Consider the following 19,784-nt stretch of genomic DNA (forward strand, 5'->3'; position numbering starts at 1 on the left):
GGCCGACTGCCCCCGCACCCCCGTGAGTATTTATGAAACGGTGAAGGGCCGAATCAGCCCTCGATCCGGCCGAAATCCGCGATCAGCCGGCCAGCGTCGCGGATGCGCGACAGCAGGTTCAGCCGGTTGCGACGCAGGATCTGGTTGTCGCTGTTGATCTGCACCGCCTCGAAGAAGGCGTCGATGGGCGCGCGCAGGCTGGCGATGCCTTGGGTCGCGGCCTGGAAATCCTCGAGCCGGACGGCCTCGCGGATCGCCGGTTCGGCCTTGTCGAGGGCGGCGAACAGGGTGCGTTCCTCGTCGGTCTCGGCGAATTTCGGATCGGCGCCGAAGCTGTATTCGACGCCGTCCATTTCCTCGGCCTGGGCAAGGATGTTGCCGGCGCGCTTGAGCCCTTGCAGCAGGTTGGTGCCGTCCTCGGTCTTCAGCACGTCCGAAAGCGCCGTGGCGCGATTGACCAGCAGCACCAGGTCGTCGTTGCCGGGCATCGACAGCACCGCGTCGATGATGTCGTGGCGGACGCCCTGGTCGCGCAGATGGACCTTGAGCCGGTCGTGGAAGAAGGCAAGGAGGTCGGCGGCATCGGCATCGGGCCGGGCCTTGGCAAAGGTCTGGCCCAGATTTGCGCGGACCCCGTTCACCAGCAGCAGCCGGATCACCCCCAGCGCGGCGCGGCGCAGGGCGAAGGGATCTTTCGAGCCGGTGGGCTTCTCGTCGATGGCCCAGAACCCGGTCAGCGTGTCCAGCTTGTCGGCCAGTGCCACCGCCACTGAGACGGGCGCCGAGGGCACCGCGTCCGAGGGGCCGAGCGGCGAGTAATGGTCGCGGGCGGCATCGGCCACCGGCTCGGGCAGGCCGGCCTCCAGCGCGTAATAGCGGCCCATGATGCCTTGCAGCTCGGGGAACTCGCCGACCATGGCCGAGCGCAGGTCGAGCTTGGCGATCCTGGCCGCCTGTTCCGCCTGATCGGCATCGGCGCCGACCAGCGGCGCGATCTCGAGCGCCAATGCGGCGATGCGGGCGATGCGGTCGGCCTGGCTGCCAAGCTTGCTCTGGAACGTCACCGAGCGCAGCCCCTCGGCCCAGTCGGCCATCCCGGCCTTCGCCTCGCGCAGGTCGTTTTCCCAGAAGAAGGCCGCGTCGGACAGGCGGGCGGCCAGCACGCGCTGGTTGCCTTTCAGGATCGTCTCGCCATGGTCCGGGGTCTCGATATTCGCCACGGTGACGAAGCCCTCGATACGCCCGGTCTTGGGATTGCGGGCCGAGAAGAACTTCTGGTGCTCCTTCATCGAGGTTTGCAGCACCTCGGGCGGCAGCGCCAGGAAACGGTCCTCGATGGCACCCATCAGCGGCACCGGCCATTCGACAAGGCCGGCGACTTCGGAAAGCAGGCCCTCGTCCGGCACGATCTCCCAGCCGCGGGCGAATGCGAGGTTCGCCGCCTCCTGCCGGATCGCGGCCTCGCGCTCGGCGGCGTCCAGCATGACGCGGGCGCGGCGCAGCTTGGCGGCATAGTCCTCGAAGCCCGAGACGGCGATCTCGTCGGGGGCCATGAAGCGGTGGCCGCGGGTGGTGTTGCCGGCACCGATGCCCTCGATCTCCAGCGGCACCACGCTGGCGCCGGATTCGTCCGAAAGCAGGCAGATGATGGAATGCAGCGGCCGCACCCAGCGCAGGCTGCCCGAGCCCCAGCGCATCGACTTGGGCCAGGGGAAATCGCGGATCGCACGCTCCAGCACCTCGGCGACGATCTCGGCGGCGGGGCGGCCGGGCTTCGTGACCACCGCGAACCAGACCTGGCCCTTCTTGTCGTCGCGCGCCTCCAGTTGCTCGCGCGTCAGGCCGGTCGAGCGCAGGAAGCCCTCCAGTGCCGCCTCGGGGGCGTCGGTGCGGGGGCCCTTGCGTTCCTCGCGCGTGGTGGGGCTTTGCGCGGTCAGCCCCTCGATCGCCAGCGCCAGCCGGCGCGGGGTCGAAAAGGCGCCGGCCGATTTGTAGGTCAGGCCGGCCTCGACCAGCCCGTCGGTGACGAGTTTCTTCAGATCCCCGCGGGCGCGGGCCTGCATCCGCGCCGGGATTTCCTCCGAGAAAAGCTCGATCAGAAGGTCGGGCATCAGTCCATCACTCCGCGTTCGGGGGTCTTGTCGTTGAATTGGTGCCAGGCAAAGGCGCGGCCGTCGGGATAGACCACGATAACCCGGTCCACGTCGGGGCGGATCTCGGCCTGGCCCAGCACGGCGCGGGCCGCACCCGATTCCAGGTCGGCGGTCAGCGCCCTGGCGGAATAGCACTTGAACCAGCCCGGCCCGTTCAGCGGCGTCGCACCGGCATAGGGCGCGGCATCGGCCAGTTCGGCCGGGTCCAGCGTGAAGCAGGCGCGATAGCGGATGGGCGAGCTTGTCGCGTCGATGGCCTTGAAATCCGCGACCGCGACCGGATGGGTGGCGCCCTGCGCATCGGTGACGACGATGTCCTGCGCGCCGCTGATCTCGTCCACCTGATCGTAGAAGCCGTAGACCTGCAGATACCAGACCGCAAGGCCGGCCATCACCGCCACCAGCACCAGCATCGAGGCGACGATCTTGCCCGAGCTCATGCTGCGTCCTCCGCTTGCAGGGTGGCGGCCTCGGTGGTGACGAACAGGTCGGCGCAGCGTTTCGCCAGCGCGCGGACGCGGCCGATATAGGCCTGGCGTTCGGTGACCGAGATCACGCCGCGCGCGTCCAGCAGGTTGAACAGGTGGCTGGCCTTGATCGCCTGGTCATAGGCCGGATGCGCCATCGGGATGCGCCGCCCGGCGCTGTCCGTCTCGGCCGCAGTCAGGATGCGATCGCATTCCGCCTCGGCATCCTTGAAGTGCTGCAGCAGCATCCCGGTATCGGCCTGCTCGAAGTTCCAGCGGGAATATTCCCGCTCGGCCTGGCGGAAGACGTCGCCATAGCTCAGCGGGATCGGGCTGCCGGGCGGGTTGAAGGGCATGTCCATCACATGCTCGACCCCCAGCACATACATCGCCAGACGCTCCAGGCCATAGGTCAGCTCGCCCGAGACCGGGCGGCAGTCATGCCCGCCGACCTGCTGGAAATAGGTGAACTGGCTGACCTCCATGCCGTCGCACCAGACCTCCCACCCCAGGCCCCAGGCGCCCAGCGTCGGGCTTTCCCAGTCGTCCTCGACGAAGCGCACGTCGTGGATCATCGGGTCGAGGCCGATGGCCGCAAGACTGCCCAGGTAAAGCTCTTGCAGGTTCGGGGGCGAGGGTTTGATGATGACCTGATACTGGTAGTAATGCTGCAAGCGGTTCGGGTTCTCGCCATAGCGGCCGTCGGTCGGACGGCGCGAGGGCTGGACATAGGCCGCGGCCCAGGGCCGGGCCCCAAGGCTGCGCAGCGTGGTCGCCGGGTGGAAGGTGCCGGCGCCGACCTCCATGTCATAGGGTTGCAGCACCGCACAGCCCTGCGCGGCCCAATAGGATTGCAGGCGCAGGATCACGTCCTGAAAGCAGACGGGTTTCGCCGTCTGATTGTCCTTTGGGCTGGTCATCGGGGCTTCCTTCGGCATAACTGGCAGGAAATGTCTGCCGCCTTCTAGGCAGAGGGCGGCGCAGGGTCAATGAGAGGGACATGCCCATGCGGCGCTTTGCATTCGTCATCGGTGCGGCTCTGCCGCTGGCCCTTGCCACGGCGGCGCAGGCCGAGGATGTGGTGATCCGCATCGAGGCCAAGCGCGGCACCGACGCCGCCCGCGCCACCGCCGAGGGCTGGAGCACCGAGTTCCCCGATGTCGTGACCTTCCCGCTGGCCGATGGCTGGGTCGGCATCGCGCTGGGGCCGATGCCGCGCGAAGAGGCGGTCCCCCGGCTGGAGCAGCTGAAGCAGGAACGCAAGGTGCCGGGCGACAGCTTCCTGTCCGCCGCCGAGGGGCGCGAACTGACGCGCATCGGCGCAGCCGCGGGCACCACCATCCCGGCGGCAGCGGAAACGCCGGCCGGCAATGCCTCGACCTTCCCGCAGGGCGCCGCCCAAGAGCAGGCCGAGCCGGCGGCCGGCGACCTGGCTGGCGAGGACGCACCAGCCGAACCCGAGACCGCCGCCGAGCCCGCGCCGGCACAGTTCGTCTTGCGCCTGGAATCCACCACGGACCGCGCCCGGGCCGAGGAAATGCTGGCGAAATGGCGCGAAACCCTGCCCGAAGCCGGGCTGTGGACCCTGCCGAACGGCCGGCTGGCCATCGGCTTCGGCCCGATGGACGAGGCGACCGGCACCGCCTGGCTCAAGGCGTTCAAGGATGCCGGCGCGGTGCCCAAGGACGCCTTCCTTGCGCCGGGCGAGGACATGGGAGAGATCGCGATCATCGGCAAGGTGCCGGATCTGGGCGCACCCCCTGCCCCGGACGCCGCATCGGTGCCCATGCCGCCGCTGGAGGACATCCAGCGCGCACTGCGTTGGGCCGGCCATTACGACGGCGGCATCGACGGCAAGGATGGCCCCAAGACCCGCGCCGCCATTGCCGAGGAGATCGTGCGCCTGCGCGCCTCGCCCGATACCGCGACCGCCATGGCCGAGCTGATCCGGCGGCGCGAGGCGTGGCGGGCCGAGATGGGGCTGGCCGAGTTGCGCGATGCCCATACCGGCCTTGCCCTGCCCGCGCCGATGGAAAAGCTGCAATTCGACCGTGCCGAGCGCGCGCTGTCGATCTATGGACCCAAGGACGGCTCGGGCGCGGCGCTGATCCTGTTCTCGCAGCCCGGCGGCCAGCAGGAGATGCTGGACCTCGCCGGCCTCGTCACCGCGCTTGGCTGGGTACCGGCGCCCGAGCGCAAGGTGGAACGCGGCAGCGTCGTGCTGGATGGCAGGAACCAGACCCATATCGGCCATGCCGAGGGTCGGGTGGTCGATGGCCGCGTGCAGGGCTTCGTGCTGATCTGGCCGATCTCGGACCCCGAGGGCCAGCACCGGCTGGCGGCCGAGATCTCGGACAACCTGGCCCGCTTTGCCCCCGGCGCGGGCGAGGCGCAGCCCGAGGCGCCCGCCATCGCCCCGGCCCTCGCCCCGACCGTCGCCCAGGACTAGCTGCGCCAGAACCGCGGCAGGAACAGCACCAGCACCGAGATCAGCTCCAGCCGGCCCAGATACATCCCCCAGATCATCAGCCATTTCGAGGCGGTGGGGAAATCCGTCACCGCACCCTCGGGCGTCAGTTCCGGCCCCCAGACCACGCCGACATTGGCGATCGCGGTCCAGGCCGCGGTCAGCGCCGTGCGCGGATGCAGCCCGGTCAGCGCCAGCCCGACGATCAGCAGGCCGAAGCTGAGGATGAACAGGGTAAAGAAGGCCATGACCGAATCGACCACGTCCTCCTCCAGCGGGCGGCCGCCGTAGAGCAGCGGAAACACCCGATGCGGCGACTGCATGCGCCTGAGCTGCGCCTTGACCGCCTGGAACAGCACCAGATAGCGGAACACCTTGACCGAGCACGAGGTCGAGCCGGTGCAGCCGCCGATCAGCCCGACCACGATCAGGATGACGAAGGGGAAATGCCCCCATTGCGTCACGTCGGTCGAGGCGAAGCCCGTGCCGGAAAAGGTCGAGACGACGTTGAACGTGGTCTCGCGGATCACGTCGAGGGGGTTCTTCGCCTCAAGCCACAAGAGCCGGTAGAGCACCACCACCGCGATGGCGTAGAAGGTCCAGCGCAGATAGGCCCGGACCTGGATGTCGCGCCAGATCGGCTCGGCCGAGCCGCGGATCAGCTGCACCATGCGGATGAAGGGGATCGAGGCCAGGATCATGAAGAAGGCGGCGGCATATTCCGCCGGCCCGATGAAGGGCGCGAAACTGGCGTCGTAATTGGAGAATCCGCCGGTCGAGCAGGTGGACAGCGCCAGCACCAGCGCGTCGAAGCCCTTCATGCCCAGCAGGATATAGACCACCATGCAGCTTGCAGTCATGGCGATATAGACCCCGGTCATCTCGCGCGCGATGTCGAAGGCGCGGGGCAGGATCTTGCCCAGGGTATCGAAGCCTTCCGAGCGAAAGAACTGCATGCCCCCGACCTTCATCGCCGGCAGGAAGATCATGGCGACGACGATGATCCCCAGGCCGCCCGCCCAGTTCAGGAAGGCCCGCCACAGATTCGTGCCCTTGGGCAGGTTGTCCAGATCGGGGAATGCCGTGGTGCCGGTGGTGGTGACGCCCGACATGGCCTCGAAATAGGCATCGGTAAAGCCGACATGCGGTGCGCCCAGCATGAACGGCAGCGCACCCGCCACCGGCACCACCAGCCACAGCATCGCAGTCAGCAGAAAGACCTGCTGGATGGTCAGCGACTTGTCCACCTGCCGGGTGGACAGCGCCACCAGCCCGCCGGCCAGCGTGGTCAGGATCCCGCATTCCAGGAAGATCAGCCAATGCGGATCGCCGTGCCACCAGTCGACCAGCATGGGCAGCGCCATCGCCGCCCCCAGCGTGACGACGACCTTGCCGACGATATTGGCCACGGGACGGATATCGATCATGCCGCCTTGCTTGCCCCGCCGCCCTGCAAGCGTCAAGCGCGCGACGCTTGCGCGAGCCCGCGCCAACCCCTATAGAAAGGCGCAACGCGGGTGTAGCTCAATGGTAGAGCAGCAGCCTTCCAAGCTGAATACGTGGGTTCGATTCCCATCACCCGCTCCATCCTTTCCCCTGCACGCCGCACCCGCCCGCCCGAAACCGGCTTTTTCCGTTTACCAAATACCCCGGGGGGAGCGTCTCGGGCGCCCCGCCCAGGGGCGCATGAGGCGCGGGGGGCAGAGCCCCCTGCCGCCGCGCCCTTCCGTTCCCGCCCGCCAGGCCCTATATCCTGCGGGCAAGCCGCCCGACCAACCGCCCGACGCGCCGAAAGGAAGCCCATGTCCCAGAAAGCGATGCAGCGCCTGTCCTTCTTTCTGCTGATGGGCCTGACGCTCTATGCCTCCTTCCTGGGCGCGGGCTGAAGGGGGCGGCGATGGCAAAGCGTTTCGGCGGCCGTTTCTCGCCCCAGCCCCGGTTGGACGGAACCGACCCGCGCCCGCCCGCGCGTCCCGCACCGGGCGAGATCCGGCATCCGCTGGAATCGCGCACCCGCTGGGTCACCATCATGGCGATCCCCTTCCTCATCAGCGCCTTCTGGCAGGATCCGGCCGGACTTGCCCTGCATCTGATCGCCTTCGGCAGCATCGCCTCGGGCATGTGGATGACGCGCGAGGGATTGCAGGCCGAAGCCGCCTATGACGCCCGCCGCATCGCGCGTCGCCCGGCGATCCCGCGCAAGCTGTTCGGCGGCATCCTGACCGGGCTCGGCCTTGCCATCGGCTCCTATGTCCCGGGCGCCGAGGCCGGTGCCGGGGTGATCGGCGTCGCCGGCGCCATGCTGCACTGGCTGGCCTTCGGCAGCGACCCGATGCGCGACAAGGGCATGGAGGGCATCGACGGCGTCCGTCAGGACCGCGCCCAGCGCATCGTCGCCGAGGGCGAGGCGCATCTGAAGGCCATGCAGGACGCCATCCTGCGCACCGGCGACCGCCGGCTCGAGGCCCGCGTGGGCATGTTCGCTGCCGCCGCGCGCGAACTTTTCGCCCATGTCGAGGACAATCCCGACAATATTGCCGCCCTGCGCCGCTATCTCAGCGTCTATCTGCAGGGCGCGCGCGATGCGACGGTCAAGTTCGCCGATCTCTATGCCCAGACCCGCGACCCGCGCGCCCGCCAGGATTACGAGACGCTGCTGAACGACCTGGAAGGCGAATTCGCCGCCCGTCGCGCCAAGCTGCTGGAGGGCGGCCGCTCGGATCTGGACATCGAGATCAGCGTGCTGCGCGACCGGCTGGCGCGCGAGGGGGTGCGACCTCAACCCACGCCCTCCGAGCCCGCCGAATTGCAGCGCCCGATGACCCTCGACGACCTGCTGATCCCGCGCGAATCCGAAAAGCCGCGCCGCTAGACCATGCCCCGTTTCGCCTTGTTGATCGAATATGACGGCAGCCCCTTTGCCGGCTGGCAGGCCCAGGCCGAGCGGCCCAGCGTGCAAAGCACCATCGAGGCGGCGCTCGGCCGGCTCGACCCCGGCTTCGCTGCCGGCGCGCGGATCGCGGCAGCCGGGCGCACCGACGCCGGCGTGCATGCCACCGGCCAGGTCGCCCATGCCGATCTGGCGCGCGACTGGGATCCGTTCCGGCTGTCCGAGGCGCTGAACTGGCATCTCAAGCCCGCCCCCGTCGCCATCCTGGCCGCGGCGCGGGTGGCGGACGATTTCCACGCCCGCTTCTCGGCGCATGAGCGGCGCTATCTGTTCCGGCTGGTCGCCCGCCGTGCGCCGCTGACCCATGATCGCGGCCGCGCCTGGCAGGTGCCGCATCGGCTGGACCTAGCGGCCATGCGCGCAGGCGCGGCGCATCTGCTGGGCCGGCACGATTTCACCACCTTCCGCTCGACCATGTGCCAGGCGAACAGCCCGGTAAAGACGCTGGACGAGTTGACCATCGACGAGGCCGAGATCCCGCAGGGCCGCGAATACCGCTTTTTCCTGCGGGCGCGGTCCTTCCTGCACAATCAGGTGCGCTCGATCGTCGGCACGCTGGAGCGGGTCGGCGCCGGCGCCTGGCCGCCCGGGCGCGTGGCCGAGGCGCTGGCCGCATGCGACCGCGCCGCCTGCGGGCCGGTCTGCCCGCCGCAGGGGCTTTACCTGACCGGCGTGGGCTACGAGACCCCGCCCTTCTCCGACAGCCGCTGATCCGGCACCCGCGCGCGGCGCAGGCATGGCCTGGCAGATAGCCGACGGGATGGCGCTATCGTCGCCGGCGCCTTACGCCCTACGTCTTGCGCGTTCCCGTTTCCGTGCCGACTGCACTGGCAAGCCTATGGACCAAGCAGCGGCCTGCCGCCGGAACGCGGGCGGCGGGTGAAATGGGATGCGGAAAACAGCCGGTCCTACTTGCGGCCGCGCCGGCGGGGCCGCTCGTCCTTGTAAAGCACCGTCAGGACGGTGCGCCAGATGATCCACAGATCCAGCGCCAGCGTCCGGTTCCTCTGATAGATCAGGTCGATCTTCAGCTTGGTCGGCAGGCAGCGCCCGGCATAGGCGGCCTCGGTCGCCTCGGCGCTCTTGCAGCGGCGCAGGATGCGGTCCTCGTGGCGATGATAGATCAGCGTCGCAAGGCCGGTGACGCCGGGACGGCTTTTCAGCACCTGGCCATAGACGGTGGGATAGCGTTCGACATATTCGCGGATGGTCGGGCGCGGGCCGACGAAGCTCATGTCGCCCTTGAGGATGTTGAACAGCTGCGGCAATTCGTCGATGCGCGTGCGGCGCATGAAATGGCCCAGCGGCGTGATGCGCCATGCCTTGTGCGCGCCGGTGACGCCGAAATCGCCCTCTTGCCGCAGCATGGTGCGGAACTTGAGATGGGTGAAGGTCCGCCCCGGCGCGACCATGCGCGGCGCGGCGTAAAAGATCGGCCGTCCCTGCACGATCAGCAGGATCAGGGCAAAGACCGCCATGACGATGGACAGCGGCACCAGCAGGACCAACGCCAGGACGATGTCGAACAACCGCTTCGACAGGGGCATGGTCGCCACACGGGTCGCATGCACCTCGCCCTTGAACCACGACATCTCGGGCTGGGGCAATGTGGCGAACCGTGCGATATCGGCCTTTTCCCAATCTTGGTGAATCGTCACATTTCCGTCCCGCGTTTGGCGCTATGGCTAACCTTTCCCGCCTAGCATAGCACTCTCGATTCTTGAATGGCTTCAAGGGTCAAACTGCGCCAGACTTGCGCAAGCGTGTCCTTTCGGCCAGTCTTTGCTCATTCTTGGACAACCGGGGCGGGATTCATGCGGAAATTTCTGGTGGTTCTGGACGATTCACGCGAATGCCTGAACGCTATCCGCTATGCTGCGCTGCGCGCGGCCAAGACCGGCGGCGGGGTGCAGGTGCTGGCGGTGATTCCGGCCAACGCCATCCAGCACGGCATGGGCGTCGCCGACGTCATGCGCGCCGAAGCCTATGAGCGGATCGAGGCGCATTACGAGGTCTTTGCCAAATGGATGCGCGACCGCCCCGGCATCGAGCCCGAGCTGGTGGTGCGCGAGGGCGAGCCGGGGGCCGAGCTTCTGGCCCAGATCCACGACGACCCCGAGATCGGCGTGGTGGTGCTGGCGGCCTCGACCGAAAGCGCGGGGCCAGGGCCGCTGGTCACCCGGCTGACGCGCGAGGTGGCCAGCCTGCCCTGCCCGGTCACCATCGTGCCCGGCGACATCTCGCGCGAGCGGCTGGAACAGATCACCTGACGGGCCGGACGCTGCGGCGAATGGTCGCTGGCCCTGCCCGCGGCCGCCGCATCGCTTCGGCCGCGCCGCCCAGGATGGCGCAAACGGGTCGCCGGCGCCCGTGCCGGCAAATTTCGCCGCAGTCGCAAGGCTTGCCCGCCCAGGCGGCATGTCGGTCCGACTTGACTTGACTACCCTTCGATCCCCATATCCCCGGACAAAGGAGCCCGCGCCATGTTCATCCAGACCGAGACCACCCCGAACCCCGCGACGCTGAAATTCCTGCCGGGCGAAACCGTCCTGGGCAGCGGCACCGCCGATTTCCCCGCACCCGACACCGCGGCCGCCAGCCCGCTCGCGCGCCGCATCTTTGCCGTGCCGGGCGTGACCGGGGTGTTCCTCGGTTCGGATTTCGTGACCGTGACCAAGGCCGAGGATGCGGTCTGGGACCACCTGAAGCCCTCGGTCCTGGGCGCGATCATGGAGCATTACCAGTCCGGCGCCCCGGCCATCGAGGGCGCGACCGCCAGTGGCCATAACGACCAGGACGGGCCGGACGCGGAAATCGTCAACCAGATCAAGGAGCTGCTGGATACCCGCGTGCGCCCGGCCGTGGCGCAGGACGGCGGCGACATCACCTTTCACGGTTTCGATCGCGGCGTGGTCTATCTGCACATGCAAGGCGCCTGCGCCGGCTGCCCCTCGTCCACGCTGACGCTGAAGATGGGCATCGAGAACCTGTTGCGCCATTACATCCCCGAGGTGACCGAGGTGCGGCCCGTTGGCTGACGCGCTCTCGCTGGGCTTCGACACATCGGCCGCGCATTGCGCGGCCGCTTTGCTGCAAGGCGACCGCGTCCTGTTCCATCGCCACGAAGAGATGGCCCGCGGCCAGGCAGAGCGGCTGTTTCCGCTGCTTGACGAGGTGCTGGCCGCGGCGGGGATCGGCTGGCGCGACCTCTCCGTCATCGGTTGCGGCATCGGGCCCGGCAATTTCACCGGCATCCGCATCTCGGTCGCGGCGGCGCGGGGGCTGTCGCTGTCGCTGGGCATCCCTGCCATCGGCGTCAGCGTGACCGAGGCCGCCGCGCATGGCCTGCCCCGCCCCTGCCGCGTCGCGGTGCCCTCGCGCACGGGAGAGGTGATCTGGCAGGATTTCGGCACCGGGCAGGCCACCGGCCCGCAGCAATGCGCTTCGCATGACCTGCCGCCCGGCCCGGCGCCCCTGCCGCCGGCAATGCCCTTGGCCGAGGCCATTGCCCGCTTCGCCGCCGCGCGTCGCGACCAGCCAGACCTGCCGCGTCCGGCGCCGATCTACCTGCGCCCGGCCGACGCCGCGCCGGCGCGCGACCGCGGCCCGTTGATCCTGTCATGACCCCCGACGATCTGGCGGCACTGCACGACCGCTGCTTTGCCACGCATCCCCGGCCCTGGTCGGCAGCGGAGTTCGAGGCGCTGCTGGCCGGCCCGCCGAATTTCCTGCTGACCCGGCCGCAGGGCTTCCTGCTGGGCCGCGTCATCGCGGACGAGGCCGAGTTGCTGACGCTGGCCGTCGCACCCGAGGCGCGGCGGCAGGGGCTGGCCTCGGCGCTGCTTGCCGAATTCGCCGCCACGTCACGGGCGCGGGGCGCGCGCGAGGCCTTTCTGGAAGTCGCCTCGGACAATGCGGCCGCCATGGCGCTTTATGCCCGCGCAGACTGGGAAATCATTGGAAAACGACGGAATTACTACGCGCCCGGCGTGGATGCGGTGCTGATGCGGCGCACGCTCTGACCCAAGACAAGGTTGTTGACGGATTCCGGCCCATGCGTCCTAATCCCAACATCCCGGGCTGACTCGCCCGCAAACCGTCTTGAGGTCCGACATGTCCCTGATGAAATCCCTGCTCGCCGGCGCCTGCCTGACCTTGCTGCCCGTCGCAGCCCTGGCCGATCCGGCGCTGATCTTCGACCTGGGCGGCAAGTTCGACAAATCCTTCAACGAGGCGGCCTATAACGGCGCCGAGCGCTGGAAGGCCGAGACCGGCGGCACCTACAAGGAACTGGAGATGCAGTCCGAGGCGCAGCGCGAACAGGCCCTGCGCCGGCTGGCGCAGTCGGGCGCCAATCCCATCGTGATGACCGGCTTTGCCTTCGGCGAGGTGCTGAACAAGATCGCGCCGGACTATCCCGATACGAAATTCGTGATCATCGACATGGTGGTCGAACAGCCGAACGTGCAATCCGTCGTCTTCACCGAGGAGCAGGGCTCGTATCTGGCCGGCGTGGCGGCCGCCAAGGCCTCGAAATCCGGCACCGTGGGCTTCATCGGCGGCATGGACATCCCGCTGATCCACAAGTTCGAATGCGGCTATGCCCAGGGCTTCAAGGCCGCCAACCCGGACGGCAAGCTCATCATCAACTATACCGGCACCACGCCGGCCGCCTGGAACGACCCGGTGAAGGGGGGCGAGCTGCTCAAGGCGCAGGTCTCGCAGGGGGCGGACGTGGTCTACGCCGCGGCGGGCGGCACCGGCATCGGCGTCCTGCAGGCGGCGGCGGATGCCGGCGTGCTGTCGATCGGCGTGGACAGCAACCAGAACCACCTGCATCCGGGCATGGTGCTGACCTCGATGGTCAAGGGCGTGGACAATTCCGTCTATGAGGCCTTCAAGGCCGGGACCGAGGTCGAGCCGGGCGTCCGGGTCATGGACCTGGCCTCGGGCGGGGTGTCGCTGGCCATGGACGACAACAACAAGCCGCTGATCTCGGACGAGATCGCCGCCGCCATCGACACCGCCGCCAAGGCCATCGACGCGGGCGAGATCAAGGTGCACGACTACATGACCGACAACACCTGCCCGGTGCAGTAATGCCGGCGGCCGGCGCGCTGCACGGGGCCCCGGCGATCGAATTGCGCGGGATCTCCAAGGCTTTCGGGCCGGTGCAGGCCAACAAAGACATCGACCTGGTCGTGCCGCGCGGCACGATCCACGGCATCATCGGCGAGAACGGCGCGGGGAAATCGACGCTGATGTCGATCCTCTACGGTTTCTATCGCCCCGATGCCGGAGAGATCCTGATCGGCGGCAAGCCCATCGCCATCGCCGACAGCCAGGCCGCGATCCGTGCCGGCATCGGCATGGTGTTCCAGCATTTCAAGCTGGTGCAGAACTTCACCGTGCTGGAAAACGTGATCCTGGGCGCCGAGGACGGCGGGCTCTTGCGCCCTTCGCTGTCCCGCGCGCGCGGCGCGTTGAAGCGGCTGGCCAGCGAATACGGGCTGCAGGTCGATCCCGACGCGCTGGTCGAGGAACTGTCGGTCGGCCACCAGCAGCGGGTCGAGATCCTGAAGGCGCTGTATCGCCAGGCCGACATCCTGATCCTTGACGAGCCGACCGGCGTGCTGACCCCGGCCGAGGCCGATCACCTGTTCCGAATCCTGCGCGGGCTCCGCGACGAGGGCAAGACCATCATCCTGATCACCCACAAGCTGCGCGAGATCATGGAGATCACCGACAATGTCTCGGTCATGCGGCGGGGCGAGATGGTGGCCTCGGTCAAGACCGCCGAGACCGGCCCCGCGCAACTGGCCGAGCTGATGGTGGGCCGCAAGGTGCTGTTGCGGGTGGAAAAGCCGCCCGCCCGCCCCGGCGCGCCGGTGCTGGAGGTGCGGGGATTGCGGATGGTCGATGCCGACGGCGTCGAGCGGCTGCGCGGCATCGACCTGGAGATCCGGGCGGGCGAGATCCTGGGCATCGCCGGGGTGGCCGGGAACGGGCAGACGCAGCTGCTGGAGGTTCTGGGCGGCTTTCCCGAGGCAGGGGCGAAGCTTCAGGGCGAGATCCGGCTCAACGGCAAGCCGCTGCCGCTGGGCGGCGCCGGGGCCGACGGTCGCGCCCGCCGCCAGGCCGGCGTCGGCCATGTCCCCGAGGACCGGCAGGCCGAGGGGCTGATCATGGATTTCACCGCCTGGGAGAACGTCGCCTTCGGCTATCACCACGCGCCGGAGTTCCAGAACGGCATGCTGATGGACAATGCCGCCATCCGCGCCGATGCGATGGGCAAGATCCAGCATTTCGACATCCGCCCGCCGAACCCGGACCTTGCCGCCAGGAATTTCTCGGGCGGCAACCAGCAGAAGATCGTGGTGGCGCGCGAGGTCGAGCGCAATCCCGACCTGCTGCTGATCGGCCAGCCGACGCGCGGGGTGGATATCGGCGCCATCGAGTTCATCCACAAGCGCATCGTCGCGTTGCGCGATGCGGGCAAGGCCGTGCTGCTGGTCTCGGTCGAGCTCGACGAGATCATGGCGCTGTCGGATCGCATCGCCGTCATGTTCGACGGCCGCATCATGGGCGAACGCCTGGCCGACGAGGCGACGACCGGCGATCTGGGCTGCCTGATGGCCGGGGTCGATCCCGCCCTGACGCCGCCCGAGGCGGCGATCCCGCCGGCGGCCGCGCCGGGGACGGATGCCGGCGGCGGTGCGGGATGAGCCGTCGCATGCCTCCGGCGGGAGTATTTGGAAAACGGAGAAAACCGAGAAAGGCGGGCTGATGGAGCGAATGCCGAAATGGGCGGATGTGATCCTGACGCCGCTGATCTCGCTGGCGCTGGCCTTCGGCATCTCGGCGCTGGTGATCCTGGCCATCGGGGAAAGCCCGGTCGAGGCGCTGAAGGTGATGGTCCAGGGTGCGCTGGGATCCAGCTATGGCTGGGGCTTCACCCTGTATTACACCACGAATTTCGTCTTTACCGGCCTGGCGGTGATGGTCGCCTATCATGCGGGGCTGTTCAACATCGGCGGCGAGGGACAGGCGGCCCTGGGCGGGCTTGGCGTCGCGCTGGTGGTGCTGGCCCTGCCCTGGCCCCATTGGGCCCTGGCGCTGCCGGCGGCGGCCATGGGGGCTGCGCTGTTCGGCGCGCTTTGGGCGCTGGTTCCGGCCTGGTTGCAGGCCCGGCGCGGCAGCCATATCGTCATTACCACCATCATGTTCAACTTCATCGCCGCGGCGCTGCTGAATTACGTCCTGGTCAACCTGCTGCGGCCGGTGGGCAGCATGGACCCGGCCTCGGCCCGGTTCCCGGCAGCGGTCCATCTGCCCAAGCTTTCGGACATGGCGCTGGGGCTTGGCATCGAATGGGGCCGGAACACGCCCGCCAACGTCACCTTCTTCGTCGCCGTCGCCGCCTGCGTGCTGGTCTGGCTGCTGATCTGGCACACCCGGCTGGGCTATGAGATCCGCGCCTTCGGCAAGTCCGAGCCGGCGGCGCTTTACGCCGGGATCTCGCCGGTGCGGATCACGGTCCTGGCCATGCTGATCTCGGGCGCACTGGCCGGGCTGATGGCGATCAACAACGTCATGGGCGAGGCCGAGCGGCTGATGCTGAACGCCGTCGAGGGCGCCGGCTTCATCGGCATCGCCGTGGCGCTGATGGGGCGCAACCATCCGCTTGGCGTCCTGCTGGCGGCGCTTCTGTTCGGCTTCCTCTATCAGGGCGGGGGCGAACTGGCGCTGTGGACCTCGATCCCGCGCGAGCTGATCGTGGTCATCCAGGCGCTGGTGATCCTGTTCACCGGGGCGCTGGACAACATGGTGCGCATGCCACTGGAGCGGCTGTTCACGGCGCTGCGCCGGAAGGGGGCATGATGGATTTCGCGACCGTGATCCAGATCCTCGATTCGGCCGTGCGGCTGATGACCCCCCTGCTGCTGGCCTGCCTGGCCGGGCTTTATTCGGAACGGGCCGGCGTCTTCGACATCGGGCTGGAGGGCAAGATGCTGATGGCGGCCTTTACCTCGGCCTCGGTCGCCTATGCCACCGGCAACGCCTGGCTGGGGCTGCTGGCGGGCATCGGAGGCGCCGTGGCGATGGCCGGGCTGCATGGCCTCGCCTCGATCAGCTTCCGGGGCAACCAGCTGATCTCGGGCGTGGCGATCAACTTTCTCGCGTCGGGGCTGACGGTGCTTCTGGGGCAGAAGATCTTCGGGCTGGGCGGTCGCACGCCGTCGCTCTCGGGCGCGGCGCGGTTCGGCGAGATCACCCTGCCCTTTGCCGACACCCTGCGCCCGGTGCCGGTGATCGGCCCGATCTATGCCGAGCTGATCTCGGGCCACACGATCCTGGTCTATGTGGCCTTCGCCATGGTGCCGCTGACCTGGTGGGTGCTCTACCGCACCCGCTTCGGATTGCGGCTGCGCGCGGTGGGCGAGAACCCGGCCTCGGTCGACACCGCCGGCGTGTCGGTCACCCGGCTGCGCTATGGCGCCGTGATGATCTGCGGCGTGCTGTGCGGCATCGCCGGGGCCTATCTGGCCACCGGCATCTCGGCCGGCTTCGTCAAGGAGATGACCGCCGGGCGCGGCTTCATCGCGCTGGCGGCGCTGATCTTCGCCAAGTGGCGGCCTTGGAGCGCGCTTTTCGCCACCTTCCTGTTCGGGCTGATGGAGGCGGTGGCGAACCGCTTTCCGAACCTCGACCTGGGGATCATCACCGTGCCCTCGATGTTCATGAACGCCCTGCCCTATATCCTGACCGTCATCATCCTGGCCGGCTTTGTCGGCCGTGCCATTCCGCCGCGCGCGGGAGGAGAGCCCTATGTCAAGGAACGCTGAGCTTGCGCGGCTGATCCGCGACCGCGCCGGGGACGAGCCGCCGGAATACGGGCTGATCCTCGGCTCGGGGCTTGGGCATCTGGCGGCCGCGGTCGAGGGCGTCGCGATCCCCTATTCCGACCTGCCGGGCTTTCCGCATGCCGGGGTGTCGGGCCATGTGCCGCAACTGGTCGTGGGACGGTTGGACGGGCGCCGCGTCGCGGTCCTGGGCGGGCGGGCGCATTACTACGAATCCGGCCGCGCCGATGTCATGCGACTGCCGCTGGAGGTGCTGAAGGCGCTGGGTTGCGACCGGCTGATCCTGACCAATGCGGCAGGCAGCCTGCGGGCCGACATGCCGCCGGGATCGCTGATGCTGCTTTCGGATCACATCGCCTTTGCCGGCACCAACCCGCTGATCGGCGAAGCCAGCGAGGCGCGCTTCGTGCCGATGACCGATGCGCATGATCCGGCGATCCGCGCCGGTCTGAAGGCCGCCGCCAAGGCAGAGGGGATCGCGCTGCCCGAGGGGGTCTATTGCTGGTTCTCGGGGCCTTCCTTCGAGACCCCGGCCGAGATCCGCGCCGCCCGGGTGCTGGGCGCCGATGCGGTCGGCATGTCCACCGTGCCCGAGGTGATCCTGGCGCGCTTCCTGGGCCTTCGCTGCGCCGCCGTCTCGGTCATCACCAACATGGGCGCGGGTCTTTCGGACGAATCGATCAGCCACGAGCATACCAAGGCCATGGCGCCGCTGGGCGCGGCCAAGCTGGAACGCATCCTGCGCCGCTTTCTCGGCCAGGGCGCCTGACCCCCGCTTCACCGTTCTTCAAATACTCCCGCCGGAGGCGACCGGGCTTGCCGCCGGCGCCGGCCTTGGCAAGGTCAGGCCCGCCAGCGCCGCCTCGACCCGCGCCGCTGCGGCATCCAGGTCGTCCAGGCCGTCCAGCGCCACCACCGGGCCGCGACCGTCGTCATGGCGCGCGCGGTGCCTTTCATAGCGCGGGTCGTAATGGTCGCGCATCAGCCCTTCGGCCAGCCCGCTCCAGTCGGCGGCAGCGATCATGCGCAGCCAGGCTTCGATCCGGTCGGCCGGGTGCAGCGGGCGCAGCAGGTTCACGATCCGCGCCACTGCCTGGGGATCGGCGCAGGTATCGGCATAGGCGCGGGCGGTATAGGCGGCGCGGGCCTCGACCGGGACGGCAAGGCGGAGGCGCGGCGCGGCGACGATCGCCTGCCAGATGCCGCGCGGCAGGTTCAGGTCGCCGATGCGCGAGCTTTCCGCCTCGACCAGCAGCGGCCGGCCGGGGTCCAGCGCCTCAAGCGCCATGGCAAGGCGGCATTCGAACAGCTTCTGGCTGGGCTGGCCGCCCGGCATGGCACCGAACAGGCTGCCGCGGTGGTTCGCAAACCCCTCAAGGTCGATGACCTGATGGCCCCGGGCGGCGAGGCGGTGCAGGATCTCGGTCTTGGCGCTGCCGGTATTGCCGTCCAGCACCACCACCGGGGCAGCGACGGCTGCAGTGACGCGCTCGACCACCAGCGCCCGCCATGCCTTGTAGCCGCCCTCGATGCGCCCGACCCGCCAGCCGATCTGCTGGAGGATGGTGGCAAAGGCGCCCGAGCGCTGCCCGCCGCGCCAGCAATAGACCAGCGGCCGCCAGCCTCCGCCGAAACCGGCCAGCGGCCCGGCGATATGGCGCGCGGCATTGGCGGCGACCATGGCGCCGCCCAGCTTGCGGGCATCGAAGGGAGAGACCTGCTTGTAGATCGTGCCGACCTGCACGCGCTCCTCGTCCGAGAGCACCGGCAGATTGATCGCGCCCGGCAAATGATCCTCGGCGAATTCGAGGGGCGAGCGCGTGTCGATGATGGTGTCGAACCCGGACAGCGCCGGATCCGACAGCGATTTCAGGCGGATGTCCACTTAGTAGACATAAACCGGCGTGCCGATCGGCACCTGCTCGAACAGGTCCATCACCGCCTCGTTGCGCATGCGGATGCAGCCGTTCGAGACGGCGCGGCCGATCGAGTTCGGCTCGGTCGTGCCGTGGATGCGGATCGAGGTGTCGTTGCCCTTGGCGTCGTAAAGATACAGCGCCCGCGCACCCAGCGGGTTGGTCGGGCCGCCCGGCATGCCGTCCGCCCAGCGGGCATATTGCCCGGGATTGCGCTTGATCATCGCCGGCGTGGGGGTCCAGCTGGGCCATTCGGTCTTGCGCCCGACGGTGGCGCGGCCTTTCCAGACCAGTTCGGCCTTGCCGACGGCGACGCCGTAGCGGACCGCCCGGCCCGGTGCGACGACGTGGTAAAGGAAGAAGTCCTTCGAGACCACGACGATGCTGCCGACCTCGAAATCGTTGCGGATCGAGACTTCGGTCGGGGCATAGGGGTCGCGCTTGGGCTCGGCCTGCGTGGTCAGCGCCGCGGGCTGCGCCTGTGCCAGGGCCAGCGAGGGCACGGCCACCAGCGGCAAGGCGGCCATCAGCATCTGTCTGCGGTTCATCTGTCCGTCCTGAATCCTTGCGTTTCTTGATCATGCGCCTAACCGCTTGGGCGCCCGGGATCAACTCAAAGCGCCGTGACGCGGTTGAAACGCGCGGCAAGCGTGCCTAGCTTGCATCGGGAAAGGACCGCCCGCCATGACTTGTGCGACCTGTGCCGCCATTCCCCGCCCGCCGCGCCGGCCCGCCACGCGTGCCCCGCATCTGTGCCGGGGCCGGGGCGGGCGCGGTTGCCGCTGCCATGTCGCGGCCCGCCCGCATCTGGCCCGCCCCGTGCTGGCCGGCGACGGCCATCCGCTGCGCTGGCGCCGGGAACCAGGCGACGGGCCGCAGCCCGGGCAGATCCTGCACCATCCGCCGCAATATCCGCAGGCTCCGCCGATCCCTGTCTGAATCGCGTCTTTTTCGCCATTCTGACAGG

20 protein-coding genes and 1 tRNA gene are annotated in these 19,784 nt (G+C 68.8%); 14 read left to right on the forward strand and 7 right to left on the reverse strand.

Annotated elements, in window-relative coordinates:
* Nucleotides 1-53 precede the first annotated feature (53 nt).
* From glyS to BLT64_RS11110, 3 genes are read right to left on the reverse strand one after another with little or no spacing between them, the layout of a single operon-like run.
* A complete protein-coding gene (gene glyS / locus BLT64_RS11100; RefSeq protein ID WP_011746885.1) occupies nt 54-2,111 on the reverse strand; it encodes a glycine--tRNA ligase subunit beta in 2,058 nt (685 codons plus the stop codon).
* Nucleotides 2,111-2,593 carry a DUF6446 family protein gene (locus BLT64_RS11105; protein WP_011746884.1) on the reverse strand — a complete coding sequence of 161 codons (483 nt, stop codon included), beginning with the start codon at nt 2,591-2,593 and terminating at the stop codon, nt 2,111-2,113. Before BLT64_RS11105 ends, glyS begins: the two co-directional genes overlap by 1 nt.
* Complete coding sequence (locus BLT64_RS11110) at nt 2,590-3,540, reverse strand: glycine--tRNA ligase subunit alpha (protein WP_011746883.1); 951 nt, start codon at nt 3,538-3,540, stop codon at nt 2,590-2,592. The genes BLT64_RS11105 and BLT64_RS11110 overlap by 4 nt, the downstream gene beginning before the upstream one ends.
* 86 nt (nt 3,541-3,626) lie before the next feature.
* Between BLT64_RS11110 and BLT64_RS11115 the strand changes: the two genes are divergently transcribed.
* The gene (locus BLT64_RS11115; protein WP_081465018.1) at nt 3,627-5,069 is read left to right on the forward strand and encodes a peptidoglycan-binding domain-containing protein; all 1,443 of its coding nucleotides are present in this window, start codon (nt 3,627-3,629) and stop codon (nt 5,067-5,069) included.
* Here the strand turns inward: BLT64_RS11115 and BLT64_RS11120 are convergent.
* Complete coding sequence (locus tag BLT64_RS11120; RefSeq protein WP_011746881.1) at nt 5,066-6,514, reverse strand: TrkH family potassium uptake protein; 1,449 nt, start codon at nt 6,512-6,514, stop codon at nt 5,066-5,068. The genes BLT64_RS11115 and BLT64_RS11120 overlap by 4 nt on opposite strands.
* Nucleotides 6,515-6,600: 86 nt before the next feature.
* On the opposite strand from BLT64_RS11120, the gene BLT64_RS11125 reads away from it, so the two are divergent.
* The 3 genes from BLT64_RS11125 (at nt 6,601) to truA (ending at nt 8,748) form a co-directional block, all read left to right on the forward strand.
* A tRNA-Gly gene (locus tag BLT64_RS11125) sits at nt 6,601-6,674 on the forward strand.
* A 310-nt stretch (nt 6,675-6,984) separates the two neighbouring features.
* Nucleotides 6,985-7,959 (forward strand): 5-bromo-4-chloroindolyl phosphate hydrolysis family protein, encoded by a 975-nt coding sequence (locus tag BLT64_RS11130; protein WP_011746880.1) that lies wholly within the window; start codon nt 6,985-6,987, stop codon nt 7,957-7,959.
* Nucleotides 7,960-7,962: 3 nt separating this feature from the next.
* Nucleotides 7,963-8,748, forward strand: a complete 786-nt coding sequence (gene truA, locus BLT64_RS11135; RefSeq protein WP_011746879.1) for a tRNA pseudouridine(38-40) synthase TruA — start codon at nt 7,963-7,965, stop codon at nt 8,746-8,748.
* Between the two features lie 197 nt (nt 8,749-8,945).
* On the opposite strand, the gene BLT64_RS11140 is transcribed toward truA, so the two are convergent.
* Nucleotides 8,946-9,695 (reverse strand): sugar transferase, encoded by a 750-nt coding sequence (locus BLT64_RS11140; RefSeq protein WP_011746878.1) that lies wholly within the window; start codon nt 9,693-9,695, stop codon nt 8,946-8,948.
* Between the two features lie 156 nt (nt 9,696-9,851).
* On the opposite strand from BLT64_RS11140, the gene BLT64_RS11145 reads away from it, so the two are divergent.
* The 9 genes from BLT64_RS11145 to BLT64_RS11185 all read left to right on the forward strand — a co-directional run bounded on the left by BLT64_RS11145 (nt 9,852) and on the right by BLT64_RS11185 (nt 17,670).
* The gene (locus tag BLT64_RS11145) at nt 9,852-10,307 is read left to right on the forward strand and encodes a universal stress protein (protein WP_011746877.1); all 456 of its coding nucleotides are present in this window, start codon (nt 9,852-9,854) and stop codon (nt 10,305-10,307) included.
* Between the two features lie 213 nt (nt 10,308-10,520).
* Nucleotides 10,521-11,075, forward strand: coding sequence for a NifU family protein (locus BLT64_RS11150; protein WP_011746876.1), 555 nt, complete (start codon nt 10,521-10,523; stop codon nt 11,073-11,075).
* Entirely contained in the window at nt 11,068-11,661 is a 594-nt protein-coding gene (gene tsaB / locus BLT64_RS11155) for a tRNA (adenosine(37)-N6)-threonylcarbamoyltransferase complex dimerization subunit type 1 TsaB (protein ID WP_011746875.1), read from the forward strand. The genes BLT64_RS11150 and tsaB overlap by 8 nt, the downstream gene beginning before the upstream one ends.
* The gene (locus BLT64_RS11160; protein ID WP_011746874.1) at nt 11,658-12,059 is read left to right on the forward strand and encodes a GNAT family N-acetyltransferase; all 402 of its coding nucleotides are present in this window, start codon (nt 11,658-11,660) and stop codon (nt 12,057-12,059) included. The genes tsaB and BLT64_RS11160 overlap by 4 nt, the downstream gene beginning before the upstream one ends.
* A 91-nt stretch (nt 12,060-12,150) precedes the next feature.
* Nucleotides 12,151-13,137, forward strand: coding sequence for a BMP family lipoprotein (locus BLT64_RS11165; RefSeq protein WP_011746873.1), 987 nt, complete (start codon nt 12,151-12,153; stop codon nt 13,135-13,137).
* On the forward strand, nt 13,137-14,762 hold the full coding sequence (locus BLT64_RS11170) for an ABC transporter ATP-binding protein (protein WP_011746872.1): 1,626 nt from the start codon (nt 13,137-13,139) through the stop codon (nt 14,760-14,762). Before BLT64_RS11165 ends, BLT64_RS11170 begins: the two co-directional genes overlap by 1 nt.
* A 61-nt stretch (nt 14,763-14,823) precedes the next feature.
* Nucleotides 14,824-15,918, forward strand: a complete 1,095-nt coding sequence (locus BLT64_RS11175) for an ABC transporter permease (protein WP_041530076.1) — start codon at nt 14,824-14,826, stop codon at nt 15,916-15,918.
* Nucleotides 15,918-16,883 carry an ABC transporter permease gene (locus BLT64_RS11180; RefSeq protein WP_011746870.1) on the forward strand — a complete coding sequence of 322 codons (966 nt, stop codon included), beginning with the start codon at nt 15,918-15,920 and terminating at the stop codon, nt 16,881-16,883. The genes BLT64_RS11175 and BLT64_RS11180 overlap by 1 nt, the downstream gene beginning before the upstream one ends.
* Entirely contained in the window at nt 16,867-17,670 is an 804-nt protein-coding gene (locus tag BLT64_RS11185) for a purine-nucleoside phosphorylase (protein ID WP_011746869.1), read from the forward strand. Before BLT64_RS11180 ends, BLT64_RS11185 begins: the two co-directional genes overlap by 17 nt.
* Nucleotides 17,671-17,688: 18 nt before the next feature.
* Here BLT64_RS11185 and mnmH read toward each other — a convergent pair whose 3' ends face one another.
* Nucleotides 17,689-18,786, reverse strand: a complete 1,098-nt coding sequence (mnmH, locus tag BLT64_RS11190) for a tRNA 2-selenouridine(34) synthase MnmH (RefSeq protein WP_011746868.1) — start codon at nt 18,784-18,786, stop codon at nt 17,689-17,691.
* Complete coding sequence (locus BLT64_RS11195; protein ID WP_011746867.1) at nt 18,787-19,365, reverse strand: L,D-transpeptidase; 579 nt, start codon at nt 19,363-19,365, stop codon at nt 18,787-18,789. It lies immediately after the preceding gene.
* 136 nt (nt 19,366-19,501) lie between these two features.
* Here BLT64_RS11195 and BLT64_RS26350 point away from each other — a divergent pair, with 136 nt between their 5' ends.
* Complete coding sequence (locus tag BLT64_RS26350; RefSeq protein WP_104491189.1) at nt 19,502-19,756, forward strand: hypothetical protein; 255 nt, start codon at nt 19,502-19,504, stop codon at nt 19,754-19,756.
* Nucleotides 19,757-19,784: the final 28 nt, after the last annotated feature.

The sequence above is a fragment of the Paracoccus denitrificans genome (assembly GCF_900100045.1).
In the GTDB taxonomy this organism is placed as follows: Bacteria; Pseudomonadota; Alphaproteobacteria; order Rhodobacterales; family Rhodobacteraceae; genus Paracoccus; species Paracoccus denitrificans.

Excerpts from the sequence above, each read along its gene's own strand:
- BLT64_RS11170 (WP_011746872.1), top strand. The coding sequence starts at position 13,137 with ATGCCGGCGGCCGGCGCGCTGCACGGGGCCCCGGCGATCGAATTGCGC.
- BLT64_RS11175 (WP_041530076.1), top strand. The coding sequence starts at position 14,824 with ATGGAGCGAATGCCGAAATGGGCGGATGTGATCCTGACGCCGCTGATC.
- BLT64_RS11115 (WP_081465018.1), top strand. The coding sequence starts at position 3,627 with ATGCGGCGCTTTGCATTCGTCATCGGTGCGGCTCTGCCGCTGGCCCTT.
- BLT64_RS11160 (WP_011746874.1), top strand. The coding sequence starts at position 11,658 with ATGACCCCCGACGATCTGGCGGCACTGCACGACCGCTGCTTTGCCACG.
- BLT64_RS11150 (WP_011746876.1), top strand. The coding sequence starts at position 10,521 with ATGTTCATCCAGACCGAGACCACCCCGAACCCCGCGACGCTGAAATTC.
- BLT64_RS11110 (WP_011746883.1), bottom strand. The coding sequence starts at position 3,540 with ATGACCAGCCCAAAGGACAATCAGACGGCGAAACCCGTCTGCTTTCAG.
- truA (WP_011746879.1), top strand. The coding sequence starts at position 7,963 with ATGCCCCGTTTCGCCTTGTTGATCGAATATGACGGCAGCCCCTTTGCC.
- BLT64_RS11105 (WP_011746884.1), bottom strand. The coding sequence starts at position 2,593 with ATGAGCTCGGGCAAGATCGTCGCCTCGATGCTGGTGCTGGTGGCGGTG.
- BLT64_RS11195 (WP_011746867.1), bottom strand. The coding sequence starts at position 19,365 with ATGAACCGCAGACAGATGCTGATGGCCGCCTTGCCGCTGGTGGCCGTG.
- BLT64_RS11180 (WP_011746870.1), top strand. The coding sequence starts at position 15,918 with ATGGATTTCGCGACCGTGATCCAGATCCTCGATTCGGCCGTGCGGCTG.
- glyS (WP_011746885.1), bottom strand. The coding sequence starts at position 2,111 with ATGCCCGACCTTCTGATCGAGCTTTTCTCGGAGGAAATCCCGGCGCGG.
- BLT64_RS11165 (WP_011746873.1), top strand. The coding sequence starts at position 12,151 with ATGTCCCTGATGAAATCCCTGCTCGCCGGCGCCTGCCTGACCTTGCTG.
- BLT64_RS11120 (WP_011746881.1), bottom strand. The coding sequence starts at position 6,514 with ATGATCGATATCCGTCCCGTGGCCAATATCGTCGGCAAGGTCGTCGTC.
- BLT64_RS11145 (WP_011746877.1), top strand. The coding sequence starts at position 9,852 with ATGCGGAAATTTCTGGTGGTTCTGGACGATTCACGCGAATGCCTGAAC.
- BLT64_RS26350 (WP_104491189.1), top strand. The coding sequence starts at position 19,502 with ATGACTTGTGCGACCTGTGCCGCCATTCCCCGCCCGCCGCGCCGGCCC.
- BLT64_RS11185 (WP_011746869.1), top strand. The coding sequence starts at position 16,867 with ATGTCAAGGAACGCTGAGCTTGCGCGGCTGATCCGCGACCGCGCCGGG.
- BLT64_RS11130 (WP_011746880.1), top strand. The coding sequence starts at position 6,985 with ATGGCAAAGCGTTTCGGCGGCCGTTTCTCGCCCCAGCCCCGGTTGGAC.